Raw genomic sequence first — 19515 nt, 5'->3', positions numbered from 1 at the left:
ATCGACGCACTGTGTCTGACTCCCTCAATGCCCCCGAAGCCCACCGGCCCACCGAGACCGGCCCCGCCCGGCACGCCCCCGGTGAGCACCCCGACCACGCCCCCGGGGTGTCCGTCCGGCACACCCGGGCCAAGGGGGAGCCGCGGTTCCCGGACGGGCCCAAGGCCGATCCGGCCGGGTCGCACTTCGAGCGTCGGATCCGCAGCTTCCAGCCGCGCCGCAGCCGGGTCACCGCCGGGCAGGCCGACGCGCTGCAGCGGCTGTGGCCCAAGTGGGGCCTGGACATCGACGGGCAGCGGGTCATCGACCTCGGCGAGCTGTTCGGGAACGGCGACCCGGTGGTCCTGGAGATCGGGTTCGGGATGGGCGAGGCGACCGCGCAGATGGCCGCCGAGGATCCCGGTGTCAACATCCTCGCCGTCGACGTGCACACGCCGGGACAGGGGAACCTGCTCAACCTCGCCGACCAGAACGGGCTGTCCAACGTCCGCGTCGGGAACGGCGACGCGATCATCCTGCTCCGGGAGATGCTGACGCCCGACTCGCTGGACGGGCTGCGCGTGTACTTCCCGGACCCCTGGCCGAAGAAGCGGCACCACAAGCGGCGGCTGATCCAGCCGGAGTTCCTCGACCTCGCCGCGACCCGGCTGCGGCCCGGCGCGATCGTGCACTGCGCGACCGACTGGGAGCCGTACGCCGAGCAGATGCTCGAAGTGCTGGAGGCTCACCCGGAGTTCGAGAACACGCAGGCCGACGGCGGTTTCGCGCCACGTCCGGCGCACCGGCCGCTGACCCGTTTCGAGGGCCAGGGACTGGACAAGGGACATGTGGTGAACGATCTGCTCTTCCGTCGCGTACAGCACCGGGTGCCGCAGAGCGAGCAGCACCGTCAGGAGTCACCTCGTTAGGGTCGATACCGTGGCCACCTCCCCGCCGCCGTACTCGCCGTACCCGCAGCATCCACCGCAGCCGTCGTATCCACCGGACCCCGCCGGTCACGGTCTGCGGCATCCCCGCTGGTGGCAGCGGCGCTGGGTGCGGTACGGGGCGCTGAGCACACTGCTCGCCCTCTCCGGCCTGGTGATCCTCGCGCTGGTGCGGGAGCAGACCGGGACGGAGGGCTTTCTCGTCGGGCTCGGGCTCGCGGTGCTGCCCGTGCCGCTGCTCGTGGGCGCGTTCCGGTGGCTGGACCGGGTACAGCCCGGCCCCTGGCGGAACGTGCTGTTCGCCTTCGCCTGGGGCGCCTGCGCGGCCGCGCTCATAGCCATCGTCGCCAACAGTTTCGCGACGCGGTGGATAGCGACGGCGACCGCGGACCCGAGCAGCGCGGACACGCTCGGGGCGACCGTGATAGCGCCGGTCGTCGAGGAGTCGGCGAAGGCGGCGGCCGTGCTCCTCGTCTTCCTCTTCCGCAGACGGGACTTCACCGGGATCGTCGACGGGGTGGTGATAGCCGGGGTCACCGCCACCGGGTTCGCGTTCACCGAGAACATCCTCTACCTCGGTACCGCCTTCGGGACCGACCAGCTGACCGGTGACAGCGGGATCGCCTCCGTCACCGCCGCGACGTTCTTCGTGCGCATCGTGCTGTCCCCGTTCGCGCATCCCCTCTTCACCGTCCTCACCGGCATCGGCTTCGGCATCGCCGCGCTCTCCGGGGAGCGGCAGCGGGCACGGCGCGTGCTGGTGCCGGCGGCCGGGCTGCTGCTCGCGATGAGCATGCACGCGTTCTGGAACGGGTCCTCGACGTTCGGGCAGTACGGGTTCTTCGCCGTGTACGGCATGTTCATGGTGCCGGCGTTCGGGCTGCTGACCTGGCTGGCCGTCTGGACCCGTCAGCGGGAGCTGCGGACCGTACGGGAGGAGCTGCCGGCGTACGTCTACGCGGGGTGGCTGGGGGCGGCCGAGCCGTTCGTGCTCGGGTCGATGCGGGCGCGGCAGATGGCCCGGGAGTACGCCGCGTACCACTTCGGGAAGGCGGCGGGGCGGGCGGTCGCCGAGTACGAGGGGTACGCGACGGCGCTGGCACTGCTGCGGCGCCGGGGGCAGCGGGGGCGGGCGGGGGCCGACTTCGTGGCGCGGGAGCGGGAGCTCCTCACGGAGCTGTGGAGCCGGCGGGAACTGGTGCGGCCGGCCCTGGAGTACGCGGCGCGGACGGCCGCGCCGGGCGGGTGGCCGGGGTACGGCGGCCAGGCGCCGTCGGCTTACGGGGGACCGGGGTGGTACGGGGCGGCGGTGCCGTATCCGGCCCACAACCCGTATCGGAGTTAGCACTCCGGGGTCGCGGCCGGCTCGGCACCGCCGGGATGCGCCGTGGGCGCTGAGCACCGTTGCGGCCGAAAGATGTGTGAGCGGCGGGAGAAGGAGAAGGAAGGCGGCCGAAGCCGTCAGGCCGAAGCCGTTGTCAGCTTCGTCAGTTCCTCGTCCGTCAGGGTCAGGTCCGCCACGCCCAGCAGGGGCGGGAGCTGTTCGAGGGTGCGGGCCGAGGCGATCGGGGCCGTGATGGTGGGCTGGGCCGCCAGCCAGGCCAGGGCGACCGTGGGGATCGGGGCCTCGTGGGCCGCGGCGATCTCGTCCAGGGCCGCCAGGACCTTCTGGCCGCGCTCCGACTCGGCGTACTGGGCGGCGCGGCCCGCTCGCGCGCTGTCGACCGTCGTACCGGGGCGGTACTTGCCGGTGAGGAAGCCGGCGGCCAGCGAGAAGTAGGGGACGGCCGCGAGGCCGGTGCGGGAGGCCAGGTCCTGGAGGGGGCCCTCGTAGGTGTCGCGGGAGACCAGGTTGTAGTGGGGCTGGAGGGCGACGTACCGGGCGAGGCCCTCGCGGTCGGAGAGGTCCAGGGACTCCTGGAGGCGCTCGGCGGTGATGTTGGACGCGGCGATGTGCCGGACCTTGCCCGCCCGCACCAGCTCGTCCAGCGCGCCGATGATCTCCTCGACCGGGATCTCGGGCTTGTCGAAGTGCGTGTAGTAGAGGTCGATGTGGTCGGTGCCGAGACGGCGCAGGGACGCGTCGGCGGCGGCCTTGATGTTGGCGGCGGACAGGCCCGGGTAATCGGGGTGCTGGCTGACCTTCGTCGCGATGACGACGTCGTCGCGGTTGCCGCGCGCCTTGACCCACTTGCCGATGATCGTCTCGGACTCGCCGCCCTTGTTGCCCTCGATCCACGCCGTGTACGAGTCGGCGGTGTCGACGAAGTTGCCGCCCGCGGCGGCGTACGCGTCGAGGACGGCGAAGGAGGTGGCCTCGTCCGCGGTCCAGCCGAAGACGTTGCCGCCGAGGGCGAGCGGGAAGACCTCGAGGTCGGAAGAGCCGAGTTTGCGAAGAGCAGTCATGCCCAACTTCAACACGGGCCGCCCGGTGACCCATCCCGTCGATTACGAAGGTCTCGTAAAAGCGGAATCCCCGGCTCGTCACCCCGGCGGCCCTGACGCCGGAGGGGTGCCGTCAGGGCCGCCGGAGGCCGGTCGGTGAGGTCCGGATCAGGTCAGGGGTTGAGGCCCTTGCCGCGCAGCCAGGTCATCGGGTCGATGGCGGTGGCCTGGCCGTTCGGGTGGACCTCCAGGTGGAGGTGGGGGCCGGTCACGTTGCCGGTGGCGCCCACGCGGCCGATGACGTCGCCGGTGGCGACCTTCTGGCCGACCTTGACGCTGATCGAGGACTGGTGGCAGAACCACAGCTCGGTGCCGTCGTCGAGGGTGATGATCGTGCGGTAGCCGTAGGAGCCGGCCCAGCCGGCCTCGGTGACCGTGCCGCTGTGCACGGCCTTGATCAGCGTGCCGGTGGGCGCCGCGAAGTCGAGGCCGGTGTGGTAGCCGGAGGACCACATGGAGCCGGCCTGGCCGAAGGTGCCGGTGATCGTGTACGAGACGACGGGCAGCGTGTACTGCTTGGCCAGCTCGGCGAGGCGGGCGTGCTCGGCCTTCTGCTTCGCGGAGGCCTCGGCCTTCTCCTTGGCGGCGGCGGCCTTGGCGGCGGCCGCCTTCTCCGCCTTGGCCTCGGCGTCGGCGACCGCCTTGTCGGCGGCGGCGACGGCCTTGGCGCCGGCCTTGGTGTCGAACTGGTTCTGCTGCTGCGCGGCCTGGGCGATGATCCGGCTGCGCAGCGCCTCACCGGCGTCGGACGAGGAGGAGTCCGCGTCGGTGGCGGTCGTGGTGACGCTGCTCAACGCGGTCTGGGTGGCCTGGTGGCCGCCGTCCTCACCGAGCAGGGAGCCGACGGAGGACGGCAGGTCGGGCAGCGAGATGGAGACCGGCGGCTTGCCGGTGTTGGCGCTGGCCATGCCGCCCGCGCCGACCGCGGCGATCACGCCGACGCCGAGAACCGTGGAGCTGCGGGCGAGCCCGCCGCCCTTCTGCTTGGCGACCCGGTGCCGGCCGCGTACCGCGGAGAGGGACTCCTCGGTGGGGTTCCACTCCTCGAAGGGGCCCTCGTCGGTGCGGTAGCCGGGGTAGCCGAAGGTCTCGGGCTGACGCTGGCTGGGCACGAACGGGGCTGCCGGAGCAGGCGGGTTGGACGCCACGCGGGCGCACTCCTTTCCTTCCGCCGCCTACCGGGTTAGCTGACGGGTTCGGAGCGGGAAGGTCTCCTACGCGCGTATACCGGCCGTTTCGTACCGGCGGTAGCCGTGCGATTCACCCCAAGGTGGTGGTTCCCCGGTTCCCTTGCGGGATTCGGCGCGTGCGCACGGAGCCGTCTCGGGTGACGGCTGGGACGACCGCGCTGCGTTATCGAACGTTAATAGACCCGGCTATCGGATTCCAAGCTGTTCGCCTTGATCATTAAGCTTTCAAAGCTCGGACTTACCTGCCACGACAGGTCAAAAACGGTCGAGTCGACGGTGCGCGCTGCTCGGCTCAGGAGTCACACAGGTTTTGATGGTGACTCAGGTGTTATGCACAGGGCGGCCGTCCGGACACTGACCGTGACCGCGCAAAGGAACACGTGCCTGGACATGACTCAGGGCCGGAATCCTTGAATTCTGGGATTCCGGCCCTGGGCTTCAGTAGCGGGGACAGGATTTGAACCTGCGACCTCTGGGTTATGAGCCCAGCGAGCTACCGAGCTGCTCCACCCCGCGTCGGTGACACCAGCATACGCCATCCGAAGAGGGGGAGTCACACGGGTTAAGGCTCACGGGGCCGGCGGGGGCTGCGGGGAGGTCCCGTGACCGCGCCCAGAGGGGGCTCTGGGGGTACCCCCCGGCCGAAGGCCGGGGGAGGAACTGCGCGAGCAACCACCACGCACCCGGCCGCCGAACGCGCCCCACCCGCTCAGCCGAGCAGATGCACGTTGGGTGCCTTCGCCTCCCCCTCGTACTCCCCGAGCACCAGCACCTGCACCCCGGCCTCCCGCAGCGCTCCCGTCCCGTCGGCCGCCGCCACGAACGTGTCCGGCTCGCGCCACGCCGTCACCACCCGCCGTACCCCGGCCCGGAGGATCAGCTCGGCGCAGGGGTGCGGGCGGGAGGCGCGGTGGGTGCAGGGTTCGAGGCTGGTGTAGACCGTGGCCGTGGCCAGCCGGGGGTCGTCCGCGGGGAGCTTGGCCAGGGCCGCCTCCTCCGCGTGGACCACGGGGTCGCCGGCCTCCCGGGAGTGGCCGCGGGCCAGTTCCGTGCCGTCGGCCGCGACGACCACCGCGCCCACGCTGAACGCGGTCCGGGACGGCGGGCACTCGGCCGCGAGTTCGCAGGCGAGCCGCAGCCAGTGCCGGTCCGCGGCGGACGCCGAACCGCCGGTGCCGGGGGCGGTGGGCTCGTAGCGCATGAGGACGACGTCCTCGATACGGCGGGTTTCCAGCAGCCGCAGCCGCCCGCCCTGGTAGCCGCCGGGCCCGAACAGCCGCGGTGCCTTCGGGTCGCCGACGAAGAGGGGGGCCAGGACCAGCTGGAGCTCGTCGGCCAGGCCCTGCTGGAGGAGCTGGGAGTGGACGGTGCCGCCGCCCTCGACCATCAGACGCCGTACGCCCCGTACGTCGTGCAGGTGCTCGAGGAGCAGCCGCCAGTCGAGGTCGGCACCGAGGGAGACGACGTCGGCGGCGATCCCGAGGGCACGGGCCCGCAGCGCGCCCTCGTCCGTCGTGTACACGATCTTCTCGCCGCCGGTGTGCCAGAACTTCGCGTCCGGGTCGAGGTCGCCGGTCGCGGTGACCGTGACCTTGAGGGGGTACTCGGACCGGCCGGCGGCGGTCCGGGCCGTGCGCCGCTGCGGGGAGTTGACCAGGAGCCGCGGGTTGTCCGCGCGGATGGTGCCGGCGCCGATCAGGATGGCGTCGACGGAGGCCCGTACCTGGTCGACGCGGTCGAAGTCGGCGGGGGACGAGAGCAGGAGCCGGTCGGGGCCGGTGTCGTCGAGGTAGCCGTCGAGGGAGACGGCGGCGGACAGCAGGACGTAGGGGTACGGCATCGGACGCGCTCACTCCCGGCGGCGGGCGGGCTGGCCGGGATCGGCGATCGGCCTGCCTGCTCTGACATGGACGCTTGGTTAAAGTTTGAAACAAACCTACACTGGTGCCATGACGACTCGCTGGCTCACTCCGAAGGAGCAGCGCGCCTGGCGCGCCTACATGGCGGCGACGCATCTCCTCGAGGATGCGATCGACCGGCAGCTCCAGCAGGACGCCGGCATGCCCCATTTGTACTACGGCATCCTTGCCAACCTCTCCGAGGCGCCGGAGCGCAAGCTGCGCATGACCGATCTCGCCGAGAAGTCGAAGATCACCCGGAGCCGGCTGACGTACGCCGTGACCCGGCTGGAGAAGGACGGGCTGATCCGGCGCGAGGACTGTCAGTGGGACAAACGGAGCAGCTTCGCGATCCTGACGGACGAGGGCATGGCGGTGCTGGAGCGCACGGCGCCGGGCCACGTGGAGACGGTGCGGGCGGCGGTCTTCGACCATCTCTCCGCCGAGCAGGTGACACAGCTGGAGGAGATCAGCTCCGCGATCGCGCGCACCCTGGAGGGCGACGAGTCGACCCCCCGGCCGACGTCGGACGAGCTGCCGTGGCGGCGACGGTCGTCGCCCTGCTCCGGATCGTGAACCCCTGGCCCTGAACCCCGGATCTTGAACTCGATTTCCCGAAACCGTACGGAAATCTGTTGCTTCAAATTTAAAGCATGGGGTATGGTTCCAGCCGTGGATCTGCTTCAAATCTGAAGCAGGCACCCGCGACGTCCCGTACCGGGACTGCCGTCCTGCACCCGGACACTGGAGAACCCGATGACCGACTTCCCCGCCGCCACCCAGCGCGCCCGCGTCCGGGTTCCGCTGCGCTTCAACGACGGCTACAGCGTCAGCGCCGAACTCGTCACGTTCCACGGCCTGACCGACGGCCAGGAGCACGTCGCCGTCGTCCTGGGCGAGCCCGCCCCCGGCACCCTTCCGCTGGTGCGCCTGCACTCCGAGTGCCTGACCGGCGACGTCTTCGGCTCGGCCCGCTGCGACTGCGGACCCCAGCTGCGCGAGGCCGTCGAGCGCATCGCCGAGCGCGGCGGAGTCCTGCTCTACCTGCGCCAGGAGGGCCGCGGCATCGGCCTCTACAACAAGCTCGACGCCTACGCCCTCCAGGACCAGGGCCTCGACACCTACGAGGCGAACGCCGCCCTCGGCCTGCCCGAGGACGCCCGCGACTACACCGCCGCCGCCCAGATGCTGGCCGCCCTCGGCCTCACCGACCTGGACCTGCTCTCCAACAACCCCGACAAGGCGGAGCAGCTGCGCGGCCTCGGCGTCACCGTCCGGGACCGCGTCCCGACCGGCGTCTTCAGCACCGCCCACAACGTCCGCTACCTGCGCGCGAAGGTCCTGCACACCCAGCACACGCTGCCCCTGGCCGAGCTGACGGAACTCAACGCGGGCTGAGCACCGCCCGGCGAGGTGTGCCAGCAACGACGGGCACACCGACGAGGGGAGCCTCCGTGGACGACCAGCTGGCGCGTGTTCTCGACGACCTCTACCAGGAGGGGCGGGCACACGACGGCCCGCTGGCCGACCGGCTGCTGAGGCGTCGCAACATGACCCCGGACGCGGCCCGGCTGATCTCGACGCTGATCCGGGCCCGGCGCGCCACGTCCGTCCTGGAGATCGGCACCTCCAACGGCTACTCGGCGATCTGGTTCGCCGACGCCCTCCGCGACACCGGCGGCCGCCTGACGACGGTGGACACCGACGCCGACCGCGTCACCGCGGCGCTGGCCAACCTGGAGCGGGCGGGAGTCCGGGAGTACGCGGACGTCGTCCACGGCGACGGCGCGGAGACGCTGGCCCAGACCCCGGACGCGTCCCTCGACCTGGTCGTGCTCGACGCGGAGCGACCGGCGTACGTCGCCTACTGGCCGCACCTGCGGCGTGTCCTCGGGCCGTACGGCGTCCTCGCCGTCGACAACGCGGTCAGCCACCGGGACCAGGTGGCCGCATTCCATGAACTGCTCACTTCCCAGAAGGAGTTCGCCGTCGCCTTGCACGAGGTGGGTGACGGGGTGCTGACCGGGGTGCGGGTGCGCTGAACACCGTCACATCCGCACCAATCCCGGTGGGCGACGGCTCCGAATCACAGCTGAGGGCGCGTCGGGAAGCGGGCCCTCACCCGTCGCCCGGCTGCTGCCGGGACGCTCCAGCCGGGCGACGAGAGGCATGCGGATCCGACCGAAGCCGACTCAGGCGCCGCGCACAGCGTCCGGCGGCTTCTCCGCCTCCGGGTGCTTGGGCGATCGACCCGTCGACGGCATCCGGTCCAGGCAGACCGCTCGACTCGGCATCTGCCGTCCTACCGGGAACGTGCGCAGGACGACGGCCCGACGACGGTCCGCTCCAGCACGGCGGTCCAGTTGGGCAGGTGTCGTCGGGGCGAGCAAAGGTCTTGTCCACACGTCATTGATCGGCCTGTTCGAGACCGAGCTCATCGAACCCCAGCGGCCGCGGAAGACGCCCTCGCACGTCGAGCTCGTCACGCACGGGCCCGAAAACGAGTCAGCGTCCGGGTCGACCGAAGCCGACCCGGACGCTGCGTAGCAGGTCAGAAGAAGTTTCCCTCTCCCTGTGCCCGTAGGCCGTGTGGGACTCGAACCCACAACCAATGGATTAAAAGTCCACTGCTCTGCCAATTGAGCTAACGGCCCAGGCGATGTTGCCTCCCCGAGCATAGCCGGACGGAGGCGTCTCGCCGATCGGGTATCGGGGTCGTGGCGGCGTCGCGTGGCAGAAGTGGGGCGGACGTGGACCGTTGGGTCAGAGATCGACCAGTTTGGCGCGGTCCTCCGAATGCGCTCTGTCCGGGTTCAGGAACCAGTGGCGGGCCGAGGCCTGCCACCAGATCGCGGCGAAGCCGAGGACGGCCAGGACGGCGACCGGGGCGTAGTTGAAGGACTTCCAGGTGACCGGGGAGACCTGGGGAAGCATGAAGAGGACGGTGATGATCACGACCCACGTCACCGACACCACGCCCACGACGATCGACCAGCGGCCCAGGTGCCACGGGCCCCGCTCGAAGGCCGCCCCCTTCCGCACCCGCAGCAGCGTCGGGATCACGTACGCCACGTACAGGCCGATCACCGCGATCGACGTCACGGCGGCATAGGCCGTGTAGTTGATCAGGTAGGGGAGGCCCAGCGCGAGGGCGGAGAGCGCGGCGAGCCAGACCGCCGCCACCGGGGTGCGGGTGCGCGGGCTGACCGTGTGCCAGACACGGGAGAACGGCAGCGCGCCGTCGCGGGAGAAGGCGTAGATCATGCGGCTGTTGGCCGTCACCGAGGCCATTCCACAGAAGAGCTGCGCGCCGATGACGACGAGGAGCAGGAGCTTGCCGCTGGTGGCGCCGAGCGCGTCCAGGAGGATCTGGGCCGGGGGTGCGCCGGTCGGGGACGTCAGCTCCTTGTCGTACGACTGGATCGCGAACGTGAAGCCGAGGAGGAGGACGAAGCCGGCTATCCAGGACGTCCAGATCGAGCGGACGATGCCCTTCGGGCCCGCCGTCGCCGCGTCGTGGGTCTCCTCGGTCATGTGCGCCGAGGCGTCGTAGCCCGTGAAGGTGTACTGGGCCATCAGGAGGCCCAGGAGGACGACGTACGGGCCGCTGCTCCAGCCCGTCTCGTTCACGAACTTCGTGAAGACGAAGGACGCCGACTGGTGGTGGTCGGGGACGAAGGTCAGCGCGCCGACGATGACGGCGACACCCAGTACGTGCCACCACACGCTGACGCTGTTGAGGATCGCGACCATGCGGACGCCGAAGGTGTTGAGGAGGCCGTGCAGGACGAGGATCCCCGCGAAGAGGAGGATCGTCCGGCCCGGGGTGACCTTGAAGTCGAACTGCAGGTTCAGGTACGCGCCCAGGAAGGACGCGGCGCCGAAGTCGATGCCCGCGGTCACCGCCACCTGGCCCAGCACGTTGAACCAGCCCGTGAACCACGCCCAGGCCGCGGCCGAGCGGGGCGGGGCGAGCCGGTGGGCCCAGAAGTAGAGGCCGGCGGAGGTGGGGTAGGCCGAACAGATCTCGGCCATGGAGAGGCCGACGAAGAGGGTCATCAGGCCCACGGCCACCCATCCCCAGGTGATCACGGCCGGGCCGCCGGTGATCATGCCGAAGAGGTAGAGGGTGAGACAGCCGGAGAGGACCGAGATGATCGTGAAGGAGACCGCGTAGTTCGAGAAGGCCGACATACGGCGGGCCAGGACCTGGGTGTAGCCGAGCTGGGCGAGCCGCTCCTCGTCGGAGAGCGCGCCGGAGAGCGACTTGGCTGTCGCGTCATCTGTCATGCCCCCAGCGATTCCCTCGCCAGGGGCGTGACATGCGTCACAGCTTGGCCGAAAACAGGCTGGAACGGCCCGGAAACAGACTCCAGAAGCCCGATCAGAACCCTGATCAGGCCTTAGAAGAGCGCCTTGTAGCCCTGCCAGCCCGTCGCGATCCTCACACGCGCCGCGAACGACCCCTTGCCCGTGCCCGTCTGCCGGTACAGGTTGCCCGCGGTGTCGCGCATCACCAGGTCGTTCCTGCCGTCCCCGGTGATGTCGCCGACGCCCACGACCGCGTTGTACGAGGCGTTCCAGTGCGCGGCGACCTTCACCCGCTCCTTCACCTGGCCCGCCCCGGTGCCGTCGTAGCGCCACAGCGTCCCGGCCTTGTCGACCGCCAGCACGTCCCCGAAACCGTCGCCGTTCAGGTCACCGGCGCCGACGATCTTCGTGTACGCCGACCACGTGCGGATCTTCACCCCGGCCTTCAGCTTGCCGTTTCCGGCGTCGGCGAACAGGTAGACGTCCCCCGTGGAAGCCTTGCGGGCCAGCAGGTCGGTACGGCCGTCGCCGGTGAGGTCGCCGGGGGCGGTGAGGACGTTGTACGCGTTCCAGCCGGTGCCGAGGGAGATGTGCTTGTCCGACGGCTGGTACGAGCCGCCGCACTTGCCGGTGTACCGGCGCAGCTCCCCGTTCGGCATCCGCACCAGCATCTCGGCGCACCGGTCGCCGGTCATGTCCCCGAAGAGCACGGCCACCGTGCCCCCAGGCCAGCCGAAGGCCGCCCACTTCCCGCTGAACTTGCCGTTGCCCGTGGTGGAGTGGAGCGTGAGGCCGCCGGAGGAGCTGAGGGTGGCCAGGTCGCCGTAGTAGTACCCGCTCTGGTCGTGGAAGCCCTGCGTGCCGCCGGTGTAGCCGAACTTCCCGCTCGTCGTGTACGTACCCGAGCCCTCGACGGCGGTGGCGGTCAGCGTCCAGGTCTTCGGCCCGTTGAGCGGGTAGCCGCCGGCGTCGTTGGTCCCGTCCCAGTCGAGGTCGATCGACGCACCGCTGCCCTTGATGGTGCGGTCGGCGTGCCCGTGGGCGTCCTTCACGGTGAAGGTCCAGTTCGCGGGCTTGCTGAGCTGCCAGAGGCTGTCCCAGGTGGTGCTGCCCGAGACGCCTTCCCTGGCGTCCTCGTCCGAGTCGTCCACATCCGACTCGATCCCCGTCAGGGACTGCGTCGGCACCCCGCTCGGCACGATCCGGATCACGTCGTCCGGGCCGACGTACGCGATGTCGCCGCCGAACTTGTCCACGGACCAGGTCAGCCGCCGCTGGTCGACGGTGTGCCCGGCGGGCAGATCGGCGATCGCGCGCGCCGCGGCCGCCGTCCCGGTGTGGAAGTCCGTCAGCATGAGCTTGCCGGCGGTCCGGTCGTGCTGGACGAGGTAGCCGTCGCCGACCAGCGCCGGGCCGGAGGGCACCTTGACGTTCTTCTTCGCCGTACGGTCGTACACGCCCGCAGCGCCCGTCGGGCCGCAGTTCCAGTAGATCCAGCGGCCGACGACCTGGAGCTCCTTGACGGTGCAGGGAGCGCCGGTGGAGACGGTCGCGACCGTCTTCTTCGCCTCCAGGTCGTATCCGGTGACCACGCCGTTGCCGGTGCCCGGCGTCCACAGCGTCGAACCCCACACGGAGGCGGCGGTGATGGACCGGGTCAGCCGGACGTCCTCGTAGCGGTACGGGTTCACCGCGTCGACGTACTGCTTGCCGGTGGAGGACGCCTGGTAGACGTAGTAGCGGCCGGTGGCGTCGACGAAACGGCCGCCGGTGACGGTCGGTTCGGGACCGCCGTCCATCGTGCTGTCGGTCAGGTAGATCTGGGCCGTCTGCTTGCCGGCGCCGTCGTCCATGAAGTCGCCGACCCAGGTGTTGCCGAAGGAACGCATCGGCACACAGCCCTGCGGCCCCGCGTCGCACGGCACCCGCTGGAGATGGCTGCCGTCCGCGAACGTGTCGGCGAATCCGCGGTCCGACCTCTCCAGCACCGTGGAGCCGTCGGCCGAGATCTTCCGGCCGATCACCCACTCGTAGCCGCTCGGCGTGTTCTCCACGGTGGTCAGGAAGCCGCCCGCGTAGTCGATGCCCCGGACGCCGTCCGTCGTGATCGGCGTCGGGGTGGTGTCCGCGGCGGCGCTGCCCGCGGTGGTCAGCGAACCGGCGCCGAGGGCGGCCAGGCCGACGAGAGTGAGTGCGATCCGGGCATGCCGGCTCAAGGAACCCCCCAGGAAGTCAAAAAAGTCAAAGGATGTTAACAACCGGCCCACAGACATCAATAGTGAATTGACCGTGAACGGAAGGCGGTTGGCGGGGGCGGTCCGTCCGGGAACGGGAACGCGGAAGGGCCCGTACGACAGGTCGTCGTACGGGCCCTTCCTCACCTCACTCGGTGTCAGCCGTTGCGCTTCCAGCGCGGCTTGTCGTCACGGCGGCCGAAGGAGCCGGAGGACGAGCCGCCGCGGTGGTCGTCACGGCGGCCGGACGGGCGGTCGTGGCCGTTGTGGCCACCGCTGCGGAAGCCCGGTCGGTCGTCGCGGCGGTCGCGGTTGAAGGGGCGGTCGCTGCCACGGTGGCCGGACGGACGGTCGTCACGGCGGAAGCCGCCGCGGTCGTCACGGCGCTCGAAGGAGCGGCCGCCGCGGTCGTCACGGTCACGGTCGAAGGGGCGGCCGCCACGGTCGTCACGGCGGAACCCGCCACGGTCGCCGCGGTCACCCCGGTCGTCACGACGCTCGTCGCGGCGGAAGCCACCACGGTCGTCACGGCGGTCACGGTTGAACGGACGGTCGGTGCGGTCGCGGTCCCGGTCGAAGGAACGGCCACCGCGGTCGTCACGGTCGAAGGGGCGACGGTCGTCACGGCGTTCGAAACCGCGCTCGCGGTTTTCGCGGCGCTCGAAGGGGCGGCCGCCACGGTCGTCACGGCGGTCGTCACGGCGGTCGTCGCGACGCTCGAAGCCACGGTCGCGGTCACGGTTGAACGGGCGGTCGCCACGGTCCCGGTCGCGGTCCCGGTCGAAGGAACGCTTCTCGAAGCCGCGCTCCCGGTTGTCCCGGCGCTCGGTCTCCCGCGCCGCCGGCACCGTCGGCTCGGCCGCCACGACGGCCTCCTCGACCACGGCCTCCGCCTGGGCCTGCGCCTCGGCGACCGCCGCCTCCGGGTCCTCGCCGCGCTCGCGGGCGACCCGGGCGACCAGACGGTCGGCCTCGTCGCGCAGCTCCGCGGCCCGGCGCTGCGCCCGCTCCAGCTCCTTGGTGAGCTGGGCGACCTCACGCTCGGCCTGCTGAGCCGCGTTGGCCGCGGACTCGGACTGGACCTCGGTCATCGAACGGGCGCCGGTGATCTCGGCGACCTCGGGCTCGAAGGCCGTACCGGAGTTGATGATGTGACGCCCGGCGTCGACGCCCGCGTCCTCCATGAGGCGGAAGATCTGGCGCCGCTGGTGCGGCAGGGAGAGGGAGACGACCGTGCCGGTGCGGCCCGCGCGGGCGGTACGGCCGGCCCGGTGCAGGTAGTCCTTGTGGTCGCCGGCCGGGTCCACGTTCAGCACCAGGTCGATGCCGTCGACGTGGATACCGCGGGCGGCGACGTCGGTGGCGACGAGGACGTTGACGTAACCGTCCTTGAAGTCCGCCAGGGTCCGGGTGCGGGCCCCCTGGGTCATGCCGCCGTGCAGCGCGTCGGCCTTCACCCCGGAGTCGCGCAGCTGCTCGGCGACGCGGTCGGCGCCCAGCTGGGTGCGGACGAAGATGATCGTGCGGCCCTTGCGGGAGGCGATGGCCGCGGTGACCGGCGCCTTGTCCTTGGGCTTCACGATGAGGATGTGGTGGGACATGGTCGTGACCGCGCCCTGGGCCGCGTCCACCTCGTGGTGGACCGGGTTGTTCAGGTAGCGGTCGACGAGGGTCTTGATCTCGTTCTCCATGGTCGCGGAGAAGAGCATGCGCTGACCGCCGGCCGGGACCTGGTCGAGCAGCTCGGTGACCTCGGGCAGGAAGCCCAGGTCGGACATCTGGTCGGCCTCGTCGAGGACGGCGATCTGCACGTCCTCGAGGGAGCAGGCGCCGCGGTTGATGATGTCGCGCAGGCGGCCCGGGGTGGCGACGAGGATGTCGACGCCGCGCTCCAGGGCGTAGATCTGGTTGCCCATGGACGTACCGCCGCAGACGACCTTCATCTTCAGGCCGAGGACGTCGCCGTAGGGCTGGAGCGCGTCGGCGACCTGCATCGCCAGCTCGCGCGTCGGGGTGAGGATGACGGCACGCGGCCGCTTCTTCTCGGTGCGGCCACCGGCCAGCGTGGCCAGGGTGGGCAGACCGAAGGAGAGGGTCTTGCCGGAGCCGGTGCGGCCGCGGCCGAGGATGTCCTTGCCGACCAGGGCGTCCGGGATGGTCGCGGCCTGGATCGGGAAGGGGGTCGTCACGCCGTTCTGCGCGAGCTTGCGCACGACGCCCTCGGGGAGGCCGAGGTCGGCGAAGGTGGTCTGGGGGGTGGTGTCGGTGGTGTCAGCGGTCTCCTCGGAGACCTGGGTCACCAGTTCGTCGTCCTGGATGTTCTCGGGCACAACGATCTGATCATTACTGGACACGGACATGCGAATGCGAAACCTTCCGGAGTCTCTTCGGCACGCGCCCGTCAACTCCGTGATTCGCTCACGACCGCCTCAATGCGGTCCGCCACGGCAAGGGAGAGTACGCGCCACACGGCGCGCTCTGCGGTGGCGCCGGGCAAATGGGATCAAACGATCTACCACCATACGCACCCAACACCCACGAAGGCAAACCGAGCCACAATCTCGCAGCTCACAACAGGTTCACCACAACCCATCGACGCTCACGCCGATCCATCGACGCACGGATCACACAGATCACGTACACCGAGTCGGATAGACCGGACGCGCAGCCCTACAGACCCCCCAACACCCGACCCCACCATCTTCTTCCCCCACCCTGAACGCGGCTGCCGAGGGGGACTCTCGCCCGCCGCCCGAAAGTCTTCTCCGCCACCACGGCGCGCAGCCCCCGCCGCCCGACCCGGCGGTGCCGAAACCCGCCCGTGCCCCCTACGCCGGCGTCCCCGCCTCCGGTGCCGGCTCCCGCTGCACCAGCTGCGTCCCCGTGTCCTCGTGCGCCGACGAGGACGGCTCGGCCGACGGCGGGTCCGTCGCCGGGGGCGGCGGGGTGGGGGAATCCGGCGGCGGGGTGGGCGAGGCCGCTGGCGGCGCGGGCGTCGTCGGGGCCCCCGTGGGCCCGGCCGGCACCCCCGGCGCCACGCTCTTGCCCGGCTTCGCCGGTACGGCAGGCGCCGCGCTCGCCCCCTTCGTCGGCTTCGCGGACGCCGACGCCGACTCCCCCGGCTTCGCCTTCTCCCCGTGCCCGCGCTTCCCGTCCGCCACCGCACCCCCGTACCCGGCGCCGCCCTCGCCGGACACCCCGGACCCGCCGTCGGCCGCGTCACCGCCCCGGTGCCCCGCGGAGTGCGACGGCCTGGCCTTCCCCGCGTCGTCGCCCACGTTCACGCAGCCGGCGGCGGCCGCGACCGCCATCACCGTGACGGCCAGACGGACGGGTACGTACAAGGGGCGCACGGCGGCCACCTCCGGGGGCGGAGAAAGGAGTCAACCTGCCCAACTCCCGCCGCCCACAAGAGGACACGCAACCGACACGGCACCCGTCAGCCGTACCCCAGCGCATGCAACCGCGCGTCGTCGATGCCGAAGTGGTGGGCGATCTCGTGCACCACCGTCACCTCGGTCTCCGCGACCACCTCCTCGCGCGACGCGCACATCCGCAGCGTCGGCCCGCGGTAGACGGTGATCCGGTCCGGCAGCACGCCCGCGTACCACTCCCCGCGGTCGGTGAGCGGAGTGCCCTCGTAGAGCCCGAGCAGCTCGGGGTCCGACGGATCGTCGGGCTCGTCCTCGACGAACACCGCCACGTTGTCCATCAGCCGGGTCAGCTCCGGCGGGATCCGGTCGAGCGCCTCGGCGACCAGTTCCTCGAACTCCTCGCGCGTCATCTCCAGCACAGGGCCATTGTCCGGTACGGAACGCCCGTACGAGAGTCGCGAACCCCGGACATACAAGCCACGACCCCTCGCATATCAGCCCCCAAGCCTGGGCATACGGCACCAATGGCCCGCGTCCGCACCCGAACCCGAGCCCAGTCCCGAACCCGAGTCCAGACCGAGACCCGCACCAGAGCCCGAACCCGAACCCGCATCGGTGACCGAATCAGAGGCCGACTCGGTGACCGAATCGGCGGTCGAGCAGGACGTGTCCGGGCCGCGGTCCGCATCGGAGGCCGGGCCGGCCCGCCCGTCCTGGAACTGGCCCCCGAGGCACACCGGCCGCCCGTCTGGAGCCGCGTCCTCGGCCTGACCGCCGTCGTCCTCGTCGGCGCCTGGCTCGGCCTGCTGATCGTCGGGAACGTCCGCACCCAGGTCGGCCCGATGGACACGACGATGACGCTGCGCCCGTCCCTCACCGGCGGCACGAAGATCAACGTCTCCCCGCTGGGCGCCCTCTACCTGGACACCCACTCCGGTCCGGTCCGCCTCGACGTCAACGTCGACCAGCTCGACCCGGTCCGCGCCGAGGCGCTGGTCGACCACCCCGAGCGCCTCTCCGGACTCCAGGACGAGGTCGCCCACGACGTCGAGCACGGCACCCTCGACCTGGCCGTACGCTCCGGCGTGGCCGTCGTCGCCGGCGCCACCGCCCTCGGCCTCGCGGTCTACCGCCGCCCGCGCCGCGCCCTGGCGGCCGGCGGGCTCGCCCTCGCCCTGCTCGCGTCGTCCGGCGCGACCGCGTACGCCACCTGGAACCCCGAGTCGGTCCTGGAACCGAGGTTCTCCGGCCTGCTCTCCTCCGCTCCGGCGCTGGTCGGCAACGCCCGCAGCATCGTCACCGAATTCGACGTCTACCAGAAGGAACTGGCCCGCCTGGTGACGAACGTGACGAAGCTGTACGACGTCACGTCCACCCTCCCCGCCTACTCCCCGGACCCGGCCACCATCCGCGTCCTGCACGTCTCCGACATCCACCTGAACCCGGCGAGCTGGAAGATCATCGCCTCGCTGGTGGAGCAGTACAAGGTGAACGTGATCGTCGACTCCGGCGACACCATGGACCACGGCACGGCGGCCGAGAACGGCTTCCTGGACCCCATCGCCGACCTGGGTGTGCCGTACGTCTGGGTCCGGGGCAACCACGACTCCCGCACCACCCAGCGCTACCTCTCCCGCATGAAGAACGTGCACGTCCTGGACGACGGCCGCGCCCAGACGATCGCGGGGCTGCGCTTCGCCGGGATCGGCGACCCCCAGTTCACCCCCGACCGCACGGCCGTCCTCGGCGGCGACGCGGCCGAGGAGCTGGCCGGGGACCGCCTCGCCACGGCCCTGCGGGAGCAGCGGGCGGCCGACACCCCGGTGGACGTCGCGATCGTCCACGAACCGTCGGCGGCCCGGATGACGGACGGCGAGGTGCCCCTGGTCCTGGCGGGTCACCTCCACCACGAGCAGACGGAGATCCTTGCGCACGGCACCCGGCTCCGCGTGGAGGGCTCCACGGGCGGCAGCGGGCTACGGGCCGTCGAGGGCAAGTACCCGGACCCGATCGAGGCCTCGATCCTCTACTTCGACCGGGACAGCCACCGGCTCCAGGCCTGGGACGAGATCAAACTGGGCGGCCTGGGCGAGGCGACGGCCGAGGTCAGCCGTCACCTCCCGCAAGACGTATTCGATCAGCGGCTCCACCGCGGGCAACCCGGCGCGCCCCCGTCCCCCTCGCAGAGCCCGTCACCCTCAGGAGGCACGACCAGCACACCCTCGCCCTAGGCGCCGTAAACCGTTTTGGCGATACTCCCCGCCATCCCATATGCTTCTCACGTCCCCGACGCGCTGACGAAGCGCCCAGGCGGGCCGATAGCCCTCATCGTCTAGCGGCCTAGGACGCCGCCCTTTCAAGGCGGTAGCACGGGTTCGAATCCCGTTGGGGGCACGCAAGATCGTGTGCGACACTGTTGCACACACAGCTTGGTCCTGTGGAGCAGTTTGGAGTGCTCGCCACCCTGTCAAGGTGGAGGCCGCGGGTTCAAATCCCGTCAGGACCGCTGGGGTTTCACGTGAAACCTCGTGGCTGGGTAGCTCAGTTGGTACGAGCGATCGCCTGAAAAGCGATAGGTCGCCGGTTCGACCCCGGCCCCAGCCACAACAGACAGCCCCTCCGGGATTCCGGAGGGGCTGTTCTCATTCCACACCCCGCCCGCCGTGCTTCTTCCACTCCCGGCGCATCAGCTCCAGCTTGTCGTAGAAGTCGGGGTCCTCGGCGATGGTCCCGGAGGTGAAGGGGATGGGCAGCAGGAACGACTTACCGTCGGTCCGGGTGACTCCGATCTGCGTGATGGACCCGTTGCGCCCACGGCCCGAGAGCGCGTGGATGCTCTCGATGTCTCTCCAGCCCACGCGCCGGCGCCCGGTCATCCCGCGGGTGCTCAGGCCCTCCGCGTCGATGCGGGTCCAGCCCGTCGGCATCCCCGCCAGCGGCACGAACAGCACGGTCGGTATCAGTCCCAGCACGAGCCACAGGCTCACGGCAGAACCGGTCTGGCCGTCGGCCAGGTACCTGACGGCACGCACGCTCACCGCCCCGGCCCAGACCGCCATCCCCGACGCGAACGCCCACATCGCCAAGCGCTGCCTGCGCGTGTACCGAAAGACCGTCTCGTTCATCCGTGCAGTCTG

Annotated in this window: 15 protein-coding genes, 5 tRNA genes and 1 riboswitch; of the genes, 9 read left to right on the top strand and 11 right to left on the bottom strand. The window is 70.9% G+C overall.

The features are described 5' to 3' along the window. Positions 1 to 11 precede the first annotated feature (11 nt). Positions 12 to 908, top strand: a complete 897-nt coding sequence (trmB, locus tag ACFY0P_RS11615) for a tRNA (guanosine(46)-N7)-methyltransferase TrmB (protein ID WP_388910032.1) — start codon at positions 12 to 14, stop codon at positions 906 to 908. Between the two features lie 10 nt (positions 909 to 918). Beyond that, a complete protein-coding gene (locus ACFY0P_RS11610; RefSeq protein ID WP_388910029.1) occupies positions 919 to 2271 on the top strand; it encodes a PrsW family intramembrane metalloprotease in 1353 nt (450 codons plus the stop codon). Positions 2272 to 2387: 116 nt separating this feature from the next. Here the strand turns inward: ACFY0P_RS11610 and ACFY0P_RS11605 are convergent, their stop codons facing one another. The 4 genes from ACFY0P_RS11605 to ACFY0P_RS11590 form a co-directional block, all read right to left on the bottom strand. Then, positions 2388 to 3332 carry an aldo/keto reductase gene (locus tag ACFY0P_RS11605; protein ID WP_388910026.1) on the bottom strand — a complete coding sequence of 315 codons (945 nt, stop codon included), beginning with the start codon at positions 3330 to 3332 and terminating at the stop codon, positions 2388 to 2390. A 152-nt stretch (positions 3333 to 3484) separates the two neighbouring features. Continuing rightward, a complete protein-coding gene (locus ACFY0P_RS11600; RefSeq protein ID WP_388910023.1) occupies positions 3485 to 4519 on the bottom strand; it encodes a M23 family metallopeptidase in 1035 nt (344 codons plus the stop codon). A 7-nt stretch (positions 4520 to 4526) separates the two neighbouring features. Then, positions 4527 to 4686: riboswitch (cyclic di-AMP (ydaO/yuaA leader) on the bottom strand. Between the two features lie 317 nt (positions 4687 to 5003). Beyond that, positions 5004 to 5077, bottom strand: a tRNA-Met gene (locus tag ACFY0P_RS11595). A 193-nt stretch (positions 5078 to 5270) separates the two neighbouring features. Next, positions 5271 to 6401 (bottom strand): dihydrofolate reductase family protein, encoded by a 1131-nt coding sequence (locus tag ACFY0P_RS11590; protein ID WP_388910020.1) that lies wholly within the window; start codon positions 6399 to 6401, stop codon positions 5271 to 5273. A 109-nt stretch (positions 6402 to 6510) separates the two neighbouring features. On the opposite strand from ACFY0P_RS11590, the gene ACFY0P_RS11585 reads away from it, so the two are divergent. The 3 genes from ACFY0P_RS11585 (at position 6511) to ACFY0P_RS11575 (ending at position 8501) form a co-directional block, all read left to right on the top strand. Beyond that, positions 6511 to 7035: a MarR family winged helix-turn-helix transcriptional regulator gene (locus ACFY0P_RS11585; protein ID WP_388910017.1), complete on the top strand. Its 525-nt coding sequence runs from the start codon at positions 6511 to 6513 to the stop codon at positions 7033 to 7035. A 180-nt stretch (positions 7036 to 7215) separates the two neighbouring features. Then, complete coding sequence (ribA, locus tag ACFY0P_RS11580) at positions 7216 to 7857, top strand: GTP cyclohydrolase II (RefSeq protein WP_388910014.1); 642 nt, start codon at positions 7216 to 7218, stop codon at positions 7855 to 7857. Between the two features lie 56 nt (positions 7858 to 7913). Further along, positions 7914 to 8501, top strand: a complete 588-nt coding sequence (locus tag ACFY0P_RS11575) for an O-methyltransferase (RefSeq protein ID WP_388910012.1) — start codon at positions 7914 to 7916, stop codon at positions 8499 to 8501. Between the two features lie 539 nt (positions 8502 to 9040). Here ACFY0P_RS11575 and ACFY0P_RS11570 read toward each other — a convergent pair. From ACFY0P_RS11570 to ACFY0P_RS11545, 6 genes are all read right to left on the bottom strand, one after another. After that, positions 9041 to 9113 (bottom strand) — tRNA-Lys (locus ACFY0P_RS11570). Positions 9114 to 9222: 109 nt separating this feature from the next. After that, positions 9223 to 10749 carry an amino acid permease gene (locus ACFY0P_RS11565; RefSeq protein WP_388910009.1) on the bottom strand — a complete coding sequence of 509 codons (1527 nt, stop codon included), beginning with the start codon at positions 10747 to 10749 and terminating at the stop codon, positions 9223 to 9225. A 113-nt stretch (positions 10750 to 10862) separates the two neighbouring features. Next, on the bottom strand, positions 10863 to 12986 hold the full coding sequence (locus ACFY0P_RS11560; protein WP_388910006.1) for an FG-GAP repeat domain-containing protein: 2124 nt from the start codon (positions 12984 to 12986) through the stop codon (positions 10863 to 10865). Between the two features lie 176 nt (positions 12987 to 13162). Further along, positions 13163 to 15364, bottom strand: a complete 2202-nt coding sequence (locus ACFY0P_RS11555) for a DEAD/DEAH box helicase (RefSeq protein ID WP_388910003.1) — start codon at positions 15362 to 15364, stop codon at positions 13163 to 13165. Positions 15365 to 15832: 468 nt separating this feature from the next. After that, positions 15833 to 16357, bottom strand: coding sequence for a hypothetical protein (locus tag ACFY0P_RS11550; RefSeq protein WP_388910000.1), 525 nt, complete (start codon positions 16355 to 16357; stop codon positions 15833 to 15835). Between the two features lie 86 nt (positions 16358 to 16443). Next, a complete protein-coding gene (locus ACFY0P_RS11545) occupies positions 16444 to 16797 on the bottom strand; it encodes a metallopeptidase family protein (protein ID WP_218162377.1) in 354 nt (117 codons plus the stop codon). 105 nt (positions 16798 to 16902) lie between these two features. On the opposite strand from ACFY0P_RS11545, the gene ACFY0P_RS11540 reads away from it, so the two are divergent. The 4 genes from ACFY0P_RS11540 to ACFY0P_RS11525 all read left to right on the top strand — a co-directional run bounded on the left by ACFY0P_RS11540 (position 16903) and on the right by ACFY0P_RS11525 (position 18982). Continuing rightward, complete coding sequence (locus tag ACFY0P_RS11540; RefSeq protein WP_388909996.1) at positions 16903 to 18609, top strand: metallophosphoesterase; 1707 nt, start codon at positions 16903 to 16905, stop codon at positions 18607 to 18609. A 90-nt stretch (positions 18610 to 18699) separates the two neighbouring features. After that, positions 18700 to 18772: transfer RNA gene (locus tag ACFY0P_RS11535), tRNA-Glu, on the top strand. A 37-nt stretch (positions 18773 to 18809) separates the two neighbouring features. Further along, positions 18810 to 18884 (top strand) — tRNA-Asp (locus ACFY0P_RS11530). 24 nt (positions 18885 to 18908) lie between these two features. After that, positions 18909 to 18982: transfer RNA gene (locus tag ACFY0P_RS11525), tRNA-Phe, on the top strand. Between the two features lie 38 nt (positions 18983 to 19020). Here ACFY0P_RS11525 and ACFY0P_RS11520 read toward each other — a convergent pair. Beyond that, positions 19021 to 19503, bottom strand: coding sequence for a PH domain-containing protein (locus tag ACFY0P_RS11520; protein WP_388909993.1), 483 nt, complete (start codon positions 19501 to 19503; stop codon positions 19021 to 19023). Positions 19504 to 19515 lie beyond the last annotated feature (12 nt).

Source organism: Streptomyces sp. NPDC001714 (assembly GCF_042892755.1).
Taxonomy (GTDB): Bacteria; Actinomycetota; Actinomycetes; order Streptomycetales; family Streptomycetaceae; genus Streptomyces.
This window is presented reverse-complemented; position numbering and strand designations above follow the sequence as displayed.

Excerpts from the sequence above, each read along its gene's own strand:
- ACFY0P_RS11605 (WP_388910026.1), bottom strand. The coding sequence starts at position 3,332 with ATGACTGCTCTTCGCAAACTCGGCTCTTCCGACCTCGAGGTCTTCCCG.
- ACFY0P_RS11590 (WP_388910020.1), bottom strand. The coding sequence starts at position 6,401 with ATGCCGTACCCCTACGTCCTGCTGTCCGCCGCCGTCTCCCTCGACGGC.
- ACFY0P_RS11585 (WP_388910017.1), top strand. The coding sequence starts at position 6,511 with ATGACGACTCGCTGGCTCACTCCGAAGGAGCAGCGCGCCTGGCGCGCC.
- ribA (WP_388910014.1), top strand. The coding sequence starts at position 7,216 with ATGACCGACTTCCCCGCCGCCACCCAGCGCGCCCGCGTCCGGGTTCCG.
- ACFY0P_RS11565 (WP_388910009.1), bottom strand. The coding sequence starts at position 10,749 with ATGACAGATGACGCGACAGCCAAGTCGCTCTCCGGCGCGCTCTCCGAC.
- ACFY0P_RS11555 (WP_388910003.1), bottom strand. The coding sequence starts at position 15,364 with ATGTCCGTGTCCAGTAATGATCAGATCGTTGTGCCCGAGAACATCCAG.
- ACFY0P_RS11540 (WP_388909996.1), top strand. The coding sequence starts at position 16,903 with ATGGCCCGCGTCCGCACCCGAACCCGAGCCCAGTCCCGAACCCGAGTC.
- ACFY0P_RS11520 (WP_388909993.1), bottom strand. The coding sequence starts at position 19,503 with ATGAACGAGACGGTCTTTCGGTACACGCGCAGGCAGCGCTTGGCGATG.